Annotated in this window: 13 protein-coding genes; 4 read left to right on the top strand and 9 right to left on the bottom strand. The window is 36.5% G+C overall.

The window, feature by feature from the left end:
* Positions 1-109 precede the first annotated feature (109 nt).
* Positions 110-2,071 (top strand): M1 family metallopeptidase, encoded by a 1,962-nt coding sequence (locus IPI15_RS04365; protein ID WP_287419321.1) that lies wholly within the window; start codon positions 110-112, stop codon positions 2,069-2,071.
* Positions 2,072-2,225: 154 nt separating this feature from the next.
* Positions 2,226-2,921 (top strand): RluA family pseudouridine synthase, encoded by a 696-nt coding sequence (locus tag IPI15_RS04370; RefSeq protein WP_287400984.1) that lies wholly within the window; start codon positions 2,226-2,228, stop codon positions 2,919-2,921.
* 833 nt (positions 2,922-3,754) lie between these two features.
* On the opposite strand, the gene IPI15_RS04375 is transcribed toward IPI15_RS04370, so the two are convergent.
* From IPI15_RS04375 to IPI15_RS04400, 6 genes are all read right to left on the bottom strand, one after another.
* Entirely contained in the window at positions 3,755-4,318 is a 564-nt protein-coding gene (locus tag IPI15_RS04375; RefSeq protein WP_287400986.1) for a D-glycero-alpha-D-manno-heptose-1,7-bisphosphate 7-phosphatase, read from the bottom strand.
* Positions 4,302-4,898: a D-sedoheptulose-7-phosphate isomerase gene (locus IPI15_RS04380; protein ID WP_287400987.1), complete on the bottom strand. Its 597-nt coding sequence runs from the start codon at positions 4,896-4,898 to the stop codon at positions 4,302-4,304. The genes IPI15_RS04375 and IPI15_RS04380 overlap by 17 nt, the downstream gene beginning before the upstream one ends.
* Positions 4,895-5,833 carry a glycosyltransferase family 2 protein gene (locus tag IPI15_RS04385; protein ID WP_502711642.1) on the bottom strand — a complete coding sequence of 313 codons (939 nt, stop codon included), beginning with the start codon at positions 5,831-5,833 and terminating at the stop codon, positions 4,895-4,897. Before IPI15_RS04385 ends, IPI15_RS04380 begins: the two co-directional genes overlap by 4 nt.
* Before the next feature lie 75 nt (positions 5,834-5,908).
* The gene (locus tag IPI15_RS04390; RefSeq protein ID WP_287419324.1) at positions 5,909-6,505 is read right to left on the bottom strand and encodes a DUF4199 domain-containing protein; all 597 of its coding nucleotides are present in this window, start codon (positions 6,503-6,505) and stop codon (positions 5,909-5,911) included.
* Positions 6,506-6,509: 4 nt separating this feature from the next.
* Entirely contained in the window at positions 6,510-7,742 is a 1,233-nt protein-coding gene (locus tag IPI15_RS04395; RefSeq protein WP_287419326.1) for a dihydroorotase, read from the bottom strand.
* A gap of 77 nt (positions 7,743-7,819) precedes the next feature.
* The gene (locus IPI15_RS04400) at positions 7,820-8,614 is read right to left on the bottom strand and encodes a T9SS type A sorting domain-containing protein (RefSeq protein WP_287400990.1); all 795 of its coding nucleotides are present in this window, start codon (positions 8,612-8,614) and stop codon (positions 7,820-7,822) included.
* Between the two features lie 67 nt (positions 8,615-8,681).
* Between IPI15_RS04400 and IPI15_RS04405 the strand changes: the two genes are divergently transcribed.
* Positions 8,682-10,931, top strand: coding sequence for a TonB-dependent receptor (locus tag IPI15_RS04405; RefSeq protein ID WP_287419328.1), 2,250 nt, complete (start codon positions 8,682-8,684; stop codon positions 10,929-10,931).
* Between the two features lie 269 nt (positions 10,932-11,200).
* Here the strand turns inward: IPI15_RS04405 and trmD are convergent, their stop codons facing one another.
* The 3 genes from trmD to IPI15_RS04420 form a co-directional block, all read right to left on the bottom strand.
* Positions 11,201-11,884, bottom strand: coding sequence for a tRNA (guanosine(37)-N1)-methyltransferase TrmD (gene trmD, locus IPI15_RS04410; RefSeq protein WP_287400992.1), 684 nt, complete (start codon positions 11,882-11,884; stop codon positions 11,201-11,203).
* 27 nt (positions 11,885-11,911) lie between these two features.
* Complete coding sequence (sppA, locus tag IPI15_RS04415; protein WP_287400993.1) at positions 11,912-13,693, bottom strand: signal peptide peptidase SppA; 1,782 nt, start codon at positions 13,691-13,693, stop codon at positions 11,912-11,914.
* Positions 13,694-13,864: 171 nt separating this feature from the next.
* Positions 13,865-16,120 (bottom strand): sodium-translocating pyrophosphatase, encoded by a 2,256-nt coding sequence (locus IPI15_RS04420; RefSeq protein ID WP_287400994.1) that lies wholly within the window; start codon positions 16,118-16,120, stop codon positions 13,865-13,867.
* Between the two features lie 190 nt (positions 16,121-16,310).
* On the opposite strand from IPI15_RS04420, the gene IPI15_RS04425 reads away from it, so the two are divergent.
* On the top strand, positions 16,311-16,763 hold the full coding sequence (locus IPI15_RS04425) for a ribonuclease domain-containing protein (RefSeq protein ID WP_287400995.1): 453 nt from the start codon (positions 16,311-16,313) through the stop codon (positions 16,761-16,763).
* Positions 16,764-16,766 lie beyond the last annotated feature (3 nt).

Here is a 16,766-nt window from a genome sequence, read left to right on the forward strand (position 1 = left end):
CGTGGTTCACTTTTCTAAATTCAACACGTTAACTATGTATAAACTTTTTGGTTAATAAATATTATCAACCTTTGACTACCTTTGATTTTCAACACATAAATGGACCAACATGTATTCTTTTAATAAAGTAGCAAACTCCTTGCTTACATTATGTTTTTTATTTTCCCTTACCTCTTCCTTTACACAGCACGATGAGTTGAATGAAGTCTATTGCAATAAGGCACATTCAGCAAGAAATCTAATCGACCTACAGAAGTATTCCAATCCTTTAACTACAAATTATGATTTGAAATATTACCGATTTCAATGGGATATTGATCCTGCTGTATATGCTATTAAGGGTTCAGCAACTCCTTATTTCATTCCTTTAACTGATGGATTCAATGAAATGTATTTCGATCTTTCCAACGAATTGATCATTGACAGCATTATTTATAGACATAAAGCGATGTCTTATACCCAGCCTGATGATTATGTCTTAAAAATAGACCTAGGTCAGATATTGAATACCGGCCAACTAGACAGTATTTCTATCTATTATCACGGAGTTCCACCATCAGGTGGTTTTGGATCTTTCATTCAGAGTACCCATGGTAATAATAATGATCCTGCACTGTGGACTTTGTCAGAACCTTTCGGTGCCCAGGATTGGTGGCCTTGCAAAAATGGGTTGGATGATAAAATAGATAGCATCGACGTTTATGTCACTACCGGTTCTAAATATCGCGCGGCAAGTAATGGTGTTCTGACTGAAGAAAGATCACTTCCAGGCGATATGAAATTATTTCACTGGAAACACAGACATCCAATTGCTGCCTATCTTATTGCGATTTCAGTTACTAATTATGTAGCATATATTGATGATGTACATTTAAGCGATGGCAAAATAATGCCTATGGTAAACTATGTTTATCCTGAGAGCTTGAATGCTGCTAAGAATGGCACTGCCGATAATGTAAGAGTACTTGAATATTATGATAGTCTCTTCGTTTCTTATCCATTTAGGGATGAAAAATATGGCCATGCCCAGTTTGGATGGGGTGGTGGAATGGAGCATCAAACGATGAGTTATGTCGTTAGTTTTGACTGGGGATTACTTGCACATGAACTTGGTCATCAATGGTTTGGAGATTATATTACTTGTGGTGATTGGGAAAATATCTGGTTAAATGAAGGTTTTGCAACATATCTTGAAGGTCTTACGAGAGAGCATTTTCAATCAGCAGATACCTGGTACAACTGGAAACTTGGCAAGATCAATTCTATCACTTCTCAACCGGGAGGTTCTGTCAAAGTTAGTGATCCTACAAGTGTCAATCGTATCTTCAGTTCAAGATTATCTTACAACAAAGGTTCGTATTTGTTACATATGTTGAGATGGAAGCTAGGTGATGAGGATTTCTTTGCCGGGATGAGAAATTATTTAAATGACAAAGGGCATGGATTTGCTTTGACACCGGAATTTCAAGCGCAAATGGAGGCTATTTCCGGACAGGATCTTCAGGAATACTTTGATGATTGGTTTGTGGGTCAGGGATTTCCGACATATGAAGTTAAGTGGGATCAGGAGCCGGATAAGTTGTTGATAAAATTATCGCAAACTACATCAGATCCATCCGTCGACTTTTATGAAATGCCTGTACCAGTGAGATTAAAAGGCCAGGGACAAGAAACTATTGTTAGGTTGGAAAACACATCATCTGGCCAAGTTTTTATTTTAAATCCAGGATTTGTTGTTGAAACTGTGGAATTTGACCCTGAATTATGGCTTGCAGCTAAAGGTCAGGTCATCAAAGGAGATATCGTGTTAGGAAGTCATAAAGTGGATGATTTAGGAATGAAGATCTATCCAAATCCAGTTAGTGAATTTCTTCAGCTTGATTTTAAAAAATCCGCTTTAAATAATTTAACATGGAGCATCATTGATATTAATGGAAAATTAATTAAAAATGGCAAAGTTATATCTGCATTAGACAATATTAATGTGTCGAATTTACATTTCGGTTCATACAGAATGATGATTTACAATGGCAATGAACTCGTTTCAAATGCTCCTTTCATCAAGATATAATTAATTAATACTCCAAATTATAAAGTGATAAAAATAAAAGTCTAAAAACGAAAAATATCCGGCCAATCCAATATCCCCCTCTCATAGAGGGGGCCAAGGGGGAGTCTTTGCCACATAACCAAAATGCACTTCAAAAATTCATAATTCCCAACCTTTGATCGACCAGTTAGAACTTAAATCCCGCATCGTTTACGAAGACAATCACCTCATCGCCATCAATAAGAAGGCCGGCTGGTTAGTTCAGGGAGATAAGACAGGAGACATTTCGTTGGTAGATGCTCTGAAAATATATATCAAAGAAGCCTTCAATAAGCCGGGGGAAGTCTTTTTGGGTAGTATTCACAGGCTGGATAGACCGGTAACCGGTTTGGTAATCTTTGCAAGAACAAGCAAAGCACTTGAACGCATGAATTTACTCTTCAGCAGTAGAAATGTAACGAAAACATATTTTGCTGTCTTAGAAGGAATTCCTGCAAAGCCGACAGGAAGTCTGGAGCATTATTTACTTAAAGACCCAAAAACAAATACAGTTCGTTCATTTCCAACTACAGGTAAATATCCCAAAGAAGCAAAATTTGCCCAGTTGGATTATGAAGTACAAAGTTCAGTAAACAGAACATCACTCATTAAGATCACGCCACTTACAGGTAGGTCACATCAAATCCGTGTTCAGATGGCGTCTATGCGCACACCCATCATCGGTGATATCAAATATGGTGCTAAATCGCCTTTACCGGACCTATCAATAGCTTTGCACAGTCGATCTCTGGAATTCATTCATCCAGTGAAGAAAGAACTGATAACAATTGAGGCGGAATTACCAGAGGCAGTTTGGTGGCACTTGTATTAATAAATAACGAAAAATGAATAGTGAATAATGAGAGCCGACATTGTTCCTTGATTATGGATGCAGGCGATTTTCGAACATTCCACAGCAATCTCTGAATAACTAAAAGTAAGATAAGGAGCAGATGTCCCTCTTTGAAGCTAGGGATTATACACATCTTTTTTGTAAATTTCAAAGTAAACTTTGATGACACCCCGACGTAGGCTAACCTACGCCGAACCTCACGATCATAGTTTTTCTTTAAATTATTGTATATCATTCGCTATGGAACGCTGAGCTTAGGTAAAAGGCCGAGGGAGTGGGTTTTTTAATGAATAATGAAAAATGAATAATAGACGAACCTGCATTCACACAAGATCTTTGGCTCAGGCTATTTCTGATTATTCAATTTTTTTCTATCAATAAACAAAAGTAAGATGAGGAGCAGATGTCCCTCTTTGGAGCTAGGGTTTATACACATCTTTTTTGTAAATTTCAAAGTAAACTTTGATGACACCCCGACGTAGGTTAACCTACGCCGAACCTCACGATCATAGTTTTTCTTTAAATTATTGTATATCATTCGCTATGGAACGCTGAGCGAAGGTTACCCTATCCCGAATCGCACCTCTTGGGATTGTGGAACCGAGGGAGTAGACTACTTATTTATGAAGAATGAAAAGTGAATAATGATAATTATCATTGAAGCATTAGTTTATAAAGTATGTATTATTTGAAAATGATAATTTTTTGATAGGGAACAATCACTTTTAATGGTCTTAATTCCTGAATGTTTTCCGAAATAACTTAGTCATCAAAAGATCTAAGTTAATATTGCTAACCTCTTGCTTATTGTCTTACAAAGAACTTGCAAATGCGAAAAGAGAAGAAAATCTATAATCAATCAACGAATATTCAATTTCAGCCTGCTCTTCCAATCCATGCTCGATAAGTACAGTTAAAGCACCAAGCCTCCTGCCGAACTGCATATCACTTTTTGTATCACCGACCATGATAGATTTTTTCAGTTCGATACCCGGCATATCATGTGATGCGCGAATTCCCATATAAGGATTAGGCTTGCGGTGATTTGATGCCTTGGATGGTAAGTCAGTGCAGGCATAGATCTTGTCTACAAAAGCGCCATTGAGTTTTAATTCTGATTCAAGGTGGTTGTGAATGTCATCTAGATCTTTTTGGGACATTAACCTTTTTCCTACACCTGCCTGATTCGTGACGATGATAGTCTTGTAGAATAATTTATTGAAGATTCCGATGGCATCAATGACTCCCGGTAAAAACTTAAAGTCCTCCACCTTGGTGATGTAATGGCCCATGATACGCTCATTAATAACACCATCTCTGTCAAGAAAAATAGTCCATGACTTATCTATATCCGGTATTTCAAGAGATTGACTCACCAAAAAGTTTTTGTTCTGATAGTTCACAGACAATGTGTCCAATGAGTATGTGCATTTCCTGAATACGAGCTGTTACCGAAGAAGGAACTGCAATCAAAAGATCACAAAATTCCGACATCTTAGTATCATTTTTATTGCCGGTCATTCCAATACAGTACATGCCGTTTTTTCTCCCTTGTGATAATGCAGCGACAATATTAGGAGAGTTGCCTGAAGTAGAAAGTCCGATCAGGATGTCATTTTTTCTGCCTTGTGCTTCAACTGCCCTTGAATAAATATGCTCAAAGCCATAGTCATTTGCTACTGCAGTGATGTAAGATGTATTTGCATGCAATGCCTCTGCGTGTAACGGTCTTCTATCCAGTAAATATCTTCCTTGCCACTCAGCAGCGATGTGTTGTGCATCGGAAGCACTACCGCCATTACCACAAAGGAGGATCTTTCCATCAAGATTGTAACACTCTATTACTTTGTTGGTGAATATTTCTAAATTTTGTAGAAGTTTGGCATCATTTCTAACCGATTGTAGCACGGTATCATGTTCCGTAAGAATGTTGGCTATGTTCAGCATGTGGCTCATAAACCAATTTTTTCCTCAATCAGGTAATGATTGCGACTTGCTGAGTTTCTACTGATCAATTCAGCAACAAAGCCCGTTAGGAATAGCTGCGAACCAATTATAGTGCAAAGCATTCCAAGGAAGAATAAAGGTCTATCGGCAATTCCACCGATATTGAAAAATATCTTTTCAATGCTCAGTTCGATTAATATTATAAATCCAATGAAAAATGCAATGACACCAAGAGATCCGAAGAAATGCATTGGCTTCTTACCAAATTTTCCAACAAAAAATATGGACAACAAATCCAAAAAACCATTGATAAATCTGTTGAACCCAAATTTCGTTACGCCATACTTCCGCTCCTGATGTTGAACTACCTTTTCACCTATTTTACCAAATCCTGCCCATTTAGCTATTATCGGTATATAACGATGCATTTCGCCATAGACTTCAATAGAATGAACTACTTTGCCTTTATACGCTTTCAAACCGCAATTAAAATCGTGCAACTGAATATCGCTGATCTTTCTTGTCACAGCATTGAATAATTTCGTTGGTATCGTTTTGCTAAGGGGATCGTACCTTTTCTTTTTCCAACCACTTACCAGATCAAAACCATCTACAGTGATCATCTTATATAGATCGGGTATTTCCTCAGGACTGTCCTGAAGATCGGCATCCATCGTAATGACTACATTCCCTCGTGACATTGTAAATCCTTCATGAAGCGCAGCCGATTTGCCGTAATTTCTTTTAAAACGAATTCCTTTTATATAAGGATTCGCTGTAGAAAGCATTTCTACTATTTTCCAGGAATCATCAGTACTTCCATCATCTACAAGAATGACTTCATAGCTGAAATTATTTGCTATCATCACTTTTCTGATCCAGTCAGTAAGCTCAGGCAAAGATTCTTCCTCATTATATAGAGGGACGACAACAGAAATTTGAATTAATTCGGGATCCATTCAATTATTTTGAAAATGCTCACAAATGTAAGGTTTTATGCTTAACCTTTGCTATGAGTATTAAATACTTGTTTCTTCATTCAGGTCTTTGTAGACTTGAGTTGAATGTTGAACAGGCGGTGGCCATTTTTTCATAATTGCTCCAAAAATTAAACCTAAGATCGCTCCCCAAAATAGTTGTGCTAAAAGTGAAATAATAGCGATTGCCATTGGAGTTTTAAAAATTCCGGTCATTTGAGAAGCCATTTCCATTTGTTCTTCTGTCATACCTTGTTTTTCCATTTCGGCCATTTGCTGATTCATAGCTTCATCCATCATGCTTGGATCAATGTACTTCATTTGGATAAAAACAAAAATGCTGGTGACAATGGCTACAATTATACTAGCGAAAAAGACAAATTGAAACCCTCTTCCGAAAGTCATATACCCCCCTAATTCTTCGTCACGATATTTTTTTAACGTAATAAAATAAATAATAACTGTTATAAATAAAGAGATCATATTTATAGCTATTCCAAGTCCTTTGTTTTCAACGGTGTTGGCGAGAGATGGCGCCAACGCAAAGACTATACCTACCATAGCTAATAGGAAGCCGGTATTTAATACACTCTTGTGACTAATTGACAAAGGTGGCATTTCATAGGTATTATAATTCATATATTTAATTTTTTATGTGGTTCAATTTGTAATTAAAACTTCTACCGATAAAAGGGCTATTATAACTATTAGAGGCAAGTTCATTTATCCCAAAGTTATAATTTTCACATTTATCAAAGATTGCGATTTTGTCTTCTTGAAAATATACTTCCAATCCAAAAATACGAATAATATTATCGCTAAATACTTTTTGCAATATACTTATCGTCTCTTCTTCAGGGTATCTTGTCAATAATGCAATAATTGCTGTTTGTAATCCCATTGCTCCAAAGGATGCATAAGGGAATTCCAAATCCTTTTTTTCCGGTTCGAGGGCTCTGTGCTGAGAAGTTATCACATCGATCGTTCCGTCTTTTACTGCTTCCCAAAGTATTATGCAAGTTTCCTTCTCTCTAAGTGGGGGGAGAAGTTTTAGGTTGGAATCATATTCCAAAAGATCCTCTACAGAAAAAATTAGATTATTTACGGAAACAGAACATGTTACATCAAGTCCTTCTGCTTTAGCTTTTCTTATAAGTTCGACGCTTCCTTTAGTACTTATACAATTGATATGCAATTTTCCTTGTGTATATCTCGCCAGTTCGATGTCTCGGTGTACTATTATTTCCTCTGCAGGCGCAGGAATACCTGGAACTCCTAAAAGGGTTGAAATATAACCTTCATGAATCTGTCCTTTGGGGAATAATTCCATGTCATATGGAGTACTTAAAAGTACTTTTTGAATGCCCTTTATATAGTCAAATCCTCTCAACAACATTCCTCCATTTTTTACTGGATGGTTGCCATCAGAAAATGCAATTGCACCAGCTTCATTCATTTCCAGAATTTCAGCTAATTCTTCTCCTGTATTTGCTTTTGTCAATGCTCCTATAGGAAGGATTTGGATACCATGAAACTTACCTGACCTTGAACGAAGATATTCAATTGAAGACCGATTGTCAATGCTGGGGAAAGTATTAGGAAAAGATATAATTGCAGAAAAGCCGCCCAATGAGGCGGCTTCACATGTTTGTTCTAATGTTTCTCGGTATTCATGACCCGGCTCTGATATAGTTGTTCCAAGATCAATCATATTATTGAATACAATGGACCCATCCAAGTCTTTTATTTCGCTATCCAATGGTAAGTCGTTAGGAATTGTCTCCTGTATATTACCATTTGAAATAAAAATATCATTAAGTTGGCTTTTTTGTCCTGAAAAGGCAGTACAGGCATTTTTTAATAAGACGTTTGGCATCAATCCAACTACTTTACTTGATTAGTGCATCATTTTATTATGATGCACAAATATGACTAATTTATATGTATTCAATATTAATTACGAGGAATAAATATTTTGCCTGTTTCAAATCTTCTTCCAGTTTTTATTTTATAAAAGTAGACTCCACTCTTTAAACTGTTAATATTCAAAGCAAACTCATTGTTACCATTGAAAATATTGATCGATTTTTCAGTAATTTTAGCTCCATTACTTGCATACAATTCAACAATTCCTTTGATTGTCTCTCTCGATTGAATTTTAAGTATCATTTGGTCAAGGCCTTCATTTATATATGCACTGTAATCCAAATCTAATGATGTATTATTGACTGAAGCTAGGCACCCGGGAGAGCCAGCTGAAAGCAAATCGATTTCATATATGCCTGGAGCGATAGTAGCATCCGGGAAACTTAGTTGCTGAGCACCAAATTCAGTTGTAGTAAAAGTGAAGTTCAACTTAATAGGATATTTCTTTATAGCATTATCTGCAGTAGGAGTGCCATGGATGTTCATGCATCCTGTAGTGTTTTTTAACATTACACATCCGCTCGGATTGCAATCATATGTCAAACCATTAGGTAAGCCGTCGATCGAGTTAAGCGTAATTTTTTCTACATGAACTGTAAATCCTAAAAAAATTACTGAAGTAGGGATTTTTACTTGAAAAACTTGGCTATATTCAGTACCTATGCATGCTTTATTTGGAATTCCTGATCCGGGCACAGTATCTTGATATGGAGTCGGGTAAATAAATGAGGTCGATGGTATCTGAGTCGTGTCAGGAATGCAGGATTGACTGAATACCAATTGCGATAAAAACAGTATTCCAAGAGTAAAGATTAATTTCATTTTAGTAAGTTTTTTAAATACAATTGCTAAATTACGACAAATTTATATGATGCAACCAATTCGACACATGATTCGATCGATTTTTATAATTTTGTTTGTGCTTTTATATAATGCTTTAGCGGCACAAACAAATGTCACCGTACAGATATTCGATGCAGAAAATGACACTCCTTTAGAATTTGTTTCAGTTTATTGTGAAAGATCTGGAGGAAATACAGATGCCAATGGTAAAGTAAATATTGTTGTAAATAAGGAGGACTATAGTATTAAATGCACCTATGTTGGGTTCCAGACTTTCATAGCAGAAGGTAGAAAAAGTGAGTTAGTTAATAACTCGTTGGTAGTGAAAATGTCTGCTGTCCCAAATTTATTAGAAGAAGTTTCAGTAGTGAGCGGAAGATATGATAGACAGCTAATCAGAGAGATTGCCTCAGTAGAAATAATTAAGCCTGATCTTTTACGTTCTAACAATCTAAGTTCATTAGAAGATCTTCTCGATAGAATTCCCGGGATTCAAATGATCGATGGTCAAGCTAACATAAGAGGTGGGTCAGGTTTTGCTTACGGCGCCGGAAGCCGCGTATTACTGACAGTAAATGATGTTCCTGCTATGCAGCCAGATGCAGGTTTTCCAAACTGGCGAGACATTCCTATAGAAAATATGGCTCAAGTAGAGGTTCTGAAAGGAGCTGGTTCGGTATTATATGGATCAACAGCTATGAATGGTGTCATTAATTATAGGACGGCTTGGGCTACAAGTAAACCAGAAACAGTCGTAAGCACTCAATTTACTGGTTTTTTGTCTCCCAATGACAAGGCAAAAAAATGGTGGACGTCACTGCCATTCGAAAGCAATACAAGCATCGTACATCGACAGAAATTTAAAAAATGGGATGGTGTATTTGGAGGAAACTATTTTCATGCTGATAGTTATAATCAAGGGAATTACGAACATCAAGGCAGGATCTTCGCGAATATAAAATTTAATATTGCTCCCAAATTACAAGTTGCTATAAATACTCTTGTCAATAAAGGTGAATCCGATACTTTCGTGTATTGGAGAGATGGGGGAGACAATGCTTATCGGGGTGATACAACTTCTTATTCGCCTAGTAAAAAATTGCGTTTTTTTATTGATCCTGTATTGACTTATTTGGGAGGAAGTGGTGGTGAACACAAATTGATTGGAAGGTATTTCAGTATTAATAATAATGTAGCGAATGACCAATCTCAAAAATCAAATATGAAATATTTAGAGTACAGATACCGACATTCTTTGGAGAAGCTAAATATGGAATTTACAGCGGGTTTAGTATATACAGGTACTCGAATCGAAGCAAAACTTTATGGTGATACTGTTTATACATCCACCAATATAGCCGGATATGTTTCACTCGACAAAACTTTCTTTAAAAAGTTGACTATCAATGCTGGAGCAAGGTATGAATACAATAAACTAACAAGTCCTGAGATGGTCGATGGCATCGCGATTCCTAATGGTGAAACTTCGGAAAGCAAACCAGTTTTTAAATTGGGTGCAAATTTTCTACTTACCAGATATTCTTCTATTAGGGCATCATGGGGTCAAGGATATAGATATCCAACAGTAGCTGAAAAGTTTATCAAAACTACTGCCGGAGCTATCCGGGTCTCACCAAATCCAAATCTTGAATCCGAAACAGGTTATAGTGCTGAAATTGGTATAAAACAAGGACTTAAGATCGCTAATTGGAAAGGGTTTGTTGATGTTGCCTTTTTTAGATCTGATTATGATAATATGATGGAATTTGTTCTTCAAAATATAAGTAAAGGATTTCAATCTTTTAATATTGGTGATACGCGTATACAAGGATACGAGATCGGTATTCAGGGTGCTGGAAATATAGGAAATGTAACAATTAGGACACTTTGTGGATACACAAATATAGAACCGACGTATAGAAATTTCAGTGAGATTGACACATTTAAGTCCACTGTGACGTATAATGTCCTTAAATATCGAATGAAACATTCGTTTCGAGGAGATATAGGTTTGGTCTATAAAGGTTTCGAAGTGGGTACTTACTATCAATACAACAGTAAAATGGAGGCCATTGACAAAGTTTTTGATCTTGGAATTCCAGGTGTACACGATTTTAGAGCGAGCCACGATAGAGGGTCTAATGTCATTGGATTCAGAGTCATCGTTCCTGTAATCATGGATAAATTGACAGTAGGCTTCAATTTGAACAATGCTTTGAATGAAGAATATTCGACTAGACCAGGTCTGCTTGAGGCTCCGAGGAATTTTAGTATGAGATTGGATTGGAAGTTTTGAAATGGGTAATGGGTAATGGGTAATTGCTAATATGTAATACAATGGGTATTGGGTAATGAAGTGTTCTAAAAGAAATACCTACTCATTCCGGAACGCTTAATGGTATTAAAAAATAAAAATGTTTACTGTAGGGACAGGTCGCGACCTGTCCCTACAGTAAACATTTTTATTTTCAGTTACGAATAACCATCATTACCCTTTTTGCGACTTCTATACCTTCTAACCTCCTCACTTTCTCACCTTCTCACTCTTTCACTCTCTCACCTCTCTCACTCCCATTTCTCAAACAAATCCGGTCTCAACCTCTTTGTCTTTTCAAAAGCTTGCTGACTCTGCCATTCTTTAATTTTCATCTCATGGCCTGATGTTAGGACATCAGGAACCAAATGGCCTCTGAAATCTGCCGGTCTGGTATAAACCGGTGGAGCTAAAAGATCATCCTGGAAAGTATCTGTCAATGCTGATGTCTCATCATTAATAACACCAGGTATTAGTCTGCCTATGGCATCGACAAGGATAATAGCAGCAGTTTCACCACCACTCAATACAAAATCACCGACAGAAATTTCCAAAGTCACATAAATATCACGTATCCTTTGGTCGATGCCTTTATAATGACCACAGATGAATAAGATATTTCCTTTCAATGAAAGTGTATTGGCCATTCGTTGATCAAAAGTCTTTCCATCCGGAGTAAGATAAATTATCTCATCATAGCTGGTTTCTTTCAGCAAATCATCTATACATTCTGCCAAAGGCTCCGGCATTAGGACCATTCCTGCATGCCCGCCATATTGATAGTCGTCGATCTGATTATAATTGCCTTTGCCATAAGCTCTCAATGGTATAATATTGACTTCTAGAAGCCCTTTTTGACGGGCATTCTTAATAATTGAATGCTCAAAAAAAGAATTCATCAGATCAGGAACGACAGCAATTATGTCTATTCTCATAAAAGTTAATTCTGGTTTACCAGTAGATTATTGATACTGAACCACAAAAGGCAGTCTGGCTTGAATTTTATTATTCTTCAACATTTTCTTGGCTTGAATGTATTCAGGAGCAAGTTTAGCGATTTCAGCCTCTACGGCGCCTTTTACCAAGTCGTCACTTTCCTCTTTACCTGAGATCTTATCCATTATCTTTTGAAGAGGTGGTTTAGTTTCTGGATATTCCACAACTCTATATTCCTTTAGTTTTGTCATTTTAATTGCACTGGCAATAGCTGCATCAAGTCCTCCAATCTTGTCAACCAATCCGATTTTTAGTGCATCCTTGCCACTGTAAATCCTTCCTTGAGCTAGGCTATCAACTACAACCTGCGATAGTCTTCGACCTTTAGAAACTCTACCTGTAAATGTAGAATAGATTTTTTCGACAGATTTTTGAATTGCATTCGCCTCTGTTTGGTTGAGATCAAAATAAGGGCTCATTCCCATTGCATTTGGACCAGTCATTACAGAGTCCATCGTTATATATAATTTATCTTTGAAAAATCCTGAAAGATTAGGAATAATGCCAAATACACCTATTGATCCTGTAATAGTATTTGGATTTGCAAAGATTGAATCAGCATTGCACGATATATAATAGCCTCCGGAAGCAGCATAATCTCCCATTGATACAACGACTTTTTTACCTGCTTTCTTGATTAATTCGATCTCTCTCCACATTTGTTCAGAAGCAAAGGCAGAACCTCCCGGGCTATTCACTCGAAGTACTACAGCCTTTATCTTATCGTCAAATCTTGCTTTTCTCAGATATTGGACATAGGCTTGTCCTCCTATTTCACCATCATGCCCATTACCATCATTTATCTCTCCTTCTGCATAAATTACTGCTATTTTATCTGAAGCATTATAATCTTTGGATAGGGTAGTAGCGTCATAATATTCTGATAGTGAAACAAAATGTAGTTTATCCTTTTCTTTAAGTTTCAATTTTGCTTTTATTTCTGAAAATACTTCATCTTCATAAGCTATTTGATCTATAAACTTATATTTAAGAGCATCTTCAGGATCCTGAATGAGCAGCTGTGAAGCAATGTTTTTAATTTGTGCTACATCTATTTTTCTACTTAGAGCAATATCAGCAATTGTTTGATCAAACATTCCATTGAGAAAAGTTTTCAACTGAAGTCTGTTTTCAGTGCTCATATGATCAGCCCTAAGTGGTTCAGTGGCAGATTTAAATTTACCAACATAAAAAATATTCATTTTAATGTTGAGCTTTTCCAATAAGTTTTTAAAATACATCATTCCGATACTCATGCCTCTGAATGTTACATCGCCCATAGGGTTTAGAAATATTTTGTCTGCTACCGAACTTATGTAATAACCACCTTGTGTAAGGTTTTCTCCATATGCATAAACGAATTTTTTGGAAGTTTTAAAATCCATAAGTGCTTCATGCAAGTCTTTTATTGCGCTTGGCCCACTTACAAAATTTCCTCCGGGATTAATATAGATACCTTTTATTTTATCATCTGTTTTTGCGTGATTAATAAGTTTAATCGCATCTATTACTCCTACGAAAGTGTTGTTTTCAAATGAAAATGGTTCACTTGCTATGTTGTTAGTCTTGTCAGGCATCGGAGTACTCATATCTATTCTCAAAATGCTTTCTGAGTCAATAACTTTCGAGTTGCTGCTCATTGAGCTGGAAAAACTGCCTATTACGATTGCTCCAATTGCAAATACTGCTATGAATGCAAGGAAAATTCCAAGGCACGATCCTAATACTATTTTGAAAAACGATCTCATATAATGGGTTTTATAACTATAAATATTTAACAAGTATACAGCAATTGGGTCAATTTAGTTCACAGTTTTGGATAGATGTTGCAAAAAGCGGGATTAAAGCCAATAGTTTAATAAAAAAGCGGCTGGAATTGTCTTCTCAGCCGCTTTATATTTTACAATTAAAATAGATTCTTAAAACTTAATCATCTTAGATGGTTCAGGTTTGATATTCAATATCTCGATTTTCTTGCTGTCATTCTGACCAGTATCAGATGAAGTATGATTACCTAATATTGGCGCAATCGTAAGACCTATTAAACAAGTCAATTTGATCAAAATGTTCATTGAAGGACCTGAAGTGTCTTTAAAAGGATCACCAACTGTATCACCTGTAACTGCAGCTTTATGCGCATCGGAACCTTTGTAGGTCATTTCACCATTGATCATTACACCAGCTTCAAATGATTTTTTTGCATTGTCCCAAGCTCCACCTGCATTGTTTTGGAAAACAGCCCAAAGTACACCCGATACAGTAACACCTGCCATATATCCACCAAGCATTTCAGCAATCATTTTATTGTCATATCCAAGCAACATTGGGAAGATGACAATGATAATTGGAAATCCAATAGTCAATACCCCAGGTAACATCATTTCGCGAAGTGCAGCTTTAGTAGATATTTCTACGCATTTGCCATATTCCGGTTTTCCGGTTCCTTCCATAATACCAGGTATTTCTTTGAATTGTCTTCTTACTTCATATACCATGTCCATTGCAGCCTTACCTACAGAATTCATAGCTAATGCAGAGAATACAACTGGTATCATAGCGCCAACAAACAGCATGGCTAGAACCGGTGCCTTGAAAATATTAATACCATCTATACCGGTAAAAGTAACGTATGCGGCAAAAAGTGCAAGAGATGTCAAAGCAGCTGAGGCAATAGCAAAACCTTTTCCTGTTGCAGCTGTGGTGTTACCTACAGAATCCAGAATATCTGTTCTCATTCTAACTTCTTTTGGAAGTTCACTCATTTCAGCGATTCCACCTGCATTATCAGATATTGGTCCAAATGCATCTATTGCCAATTGCATTGCAGTAGTTGCCATCATAGCGGATGCTGCTAGTGCGACACCATAAAATCCAGCCAATGCATATGATCCCCAGATAGCTCCAGCGAAAAGTAAAACTGTAGGGAATGTTGAAACCATACCAGTAGCAAGTCCGGCTATTACGTTAGTACCTGCACCAGTAGAAGATTTTTGAACTATAGCCAAAACTGGTTTTGTACCTAATCCTGTGTAATATTCAGTAACGGATGATATCACACCACCTACTACTAATCCTATCAATGTAGCATAAAATACATTCATAGAAGAAATCTGTTTGCTTCCTTCTCCAAAGAAAGACATAGTTATTGTCTCAGGCAGCATATATTTAACCAAGAAGAAACAAGCGATCAAAGTAAGAACAATTGAAACCCAATTACCTACATTTAATGCACCTTGTACTTGTTTTTCTTTAGCTTCATTACTGGTTATTTTCACAAGCATTGTACCAACGATTGAAAATAGAATTCCAAAACCAGCTATTGACATAGGTAATAGAATTGGACCTATTCCGCCAAATGCATCCTGGATAGATCCGCCCATATCTTTTATGACATAATTACCAAGTACCATAGCTGCAAGAACTGTCGCAACATACGAACCAAAAAGGTCAGCACCCATACCAGCTACGTCACCTACGTTATCACCTACGTTATCAGCGATAGTAGCAGGGTTACGTGGATCATCTTCAGGAATACCTGCTTCAACTTTACCTACTAAGTCTGCTCCAACATCTGCAGCTTTAGTATAAATGCCGCCACCTACACGAGCAAACAATGCAATAGATTCTGCTCCAAGAGAAAATCCTGCCAATGTCTCAAGTAATATAGTCATGTCAGCATTATTGGTCCATTGACCTCCCATGAATACATGGTACAAAATAATAAAGAAACTTGTCAACCCCAAAACAGCTAATCCTGCTACTCCAAGACCCATTACTGTGCCTCCGCCGAAAGAAACTTTCAATGCCTGTGGCAAACTTGTTCTGGCAGCCTGTGTAGTACGAACGTTGGTTTTAGTGGCTATTTTCATACCCATATTGCCTGCTAATGCAGAGAAGAAGGCACCAAATATAAAGGCCACCACTATCAATATATGAGTAGTGGGAACAATGAATGATATACCTGCCAATACAATACTTGCAGCAATAACAAAAATGGTAAGGAGTTTATATTCAGCATTTAGAAAGGCAAGTGCTCCTTCATAAATATGTTCTGAAATTTCTTTCATTTTACCGTCTCCGGCATCTTGTTTTAAAACCCATGACCTTTTATAAGCCATATATCCTAAGCCGATGAGGGCAAATAAAATAGGTAAATAAATCATTAATGAATCCATATTACTTTTAAATATTTTTTGAAAATTATTTGAGCCTAAAATCAGGCCCACCAATTATTGGTTTTCTTAAACGGCTGCAAAGATAATATTTATCTTAACTTTAACAAATGATTCATATTTATTATATATAAGTATGAAAATTGTATAAACGTTTGAAATTCTGTTTACTTTGCTTTGAAATTAGTTATTGATGGGTCGTTATTTAAAATTTACATTTTTATTTTTTTGTGCCATTTGCTTATTTTCTTGCAATAAAACTTCTGTTTCCGATCAAAAAACCTTTAATGAGAATACCTCTGGAACTAAAGAATTAAGGCACGATTCAAGGAATTCTTCCTTTAAGAATACTTCTATCGAAAAAAATGATGAAGTACCCGACTACGTATTAGAAATATTGACTTATATTCGTATCAACAAAAGGGCTCCTCGCAATTATGTGGGAGGTCGTATATTCTATAACAGGGAGAAAAGACTCCCAATACTGAATGAAAATAGTCAGAAGATCAATTATCGAGAATGGGATGTCCATGAAAAAGTGAAAGGTGTAAATAGGGGACCAGAAAGGTTGATCACTTCAGAAGAAACTGCATATTATACAAAAGATCATTACAAAACGTTTATTTACATTAAAGAAATTCACTAAAAC

Origin of the sequence: Candidatus Brachybacter algidus, assembly GCF_016707225.1 — a bacterium.
In the GTDB taxonomy this organism is placed as follows: Bacteria; Bacteroidota; Bacteroidia; order Chitinophagales; family Saprospiraceae; genus Parvibacillus; species Parvibacillus algidus.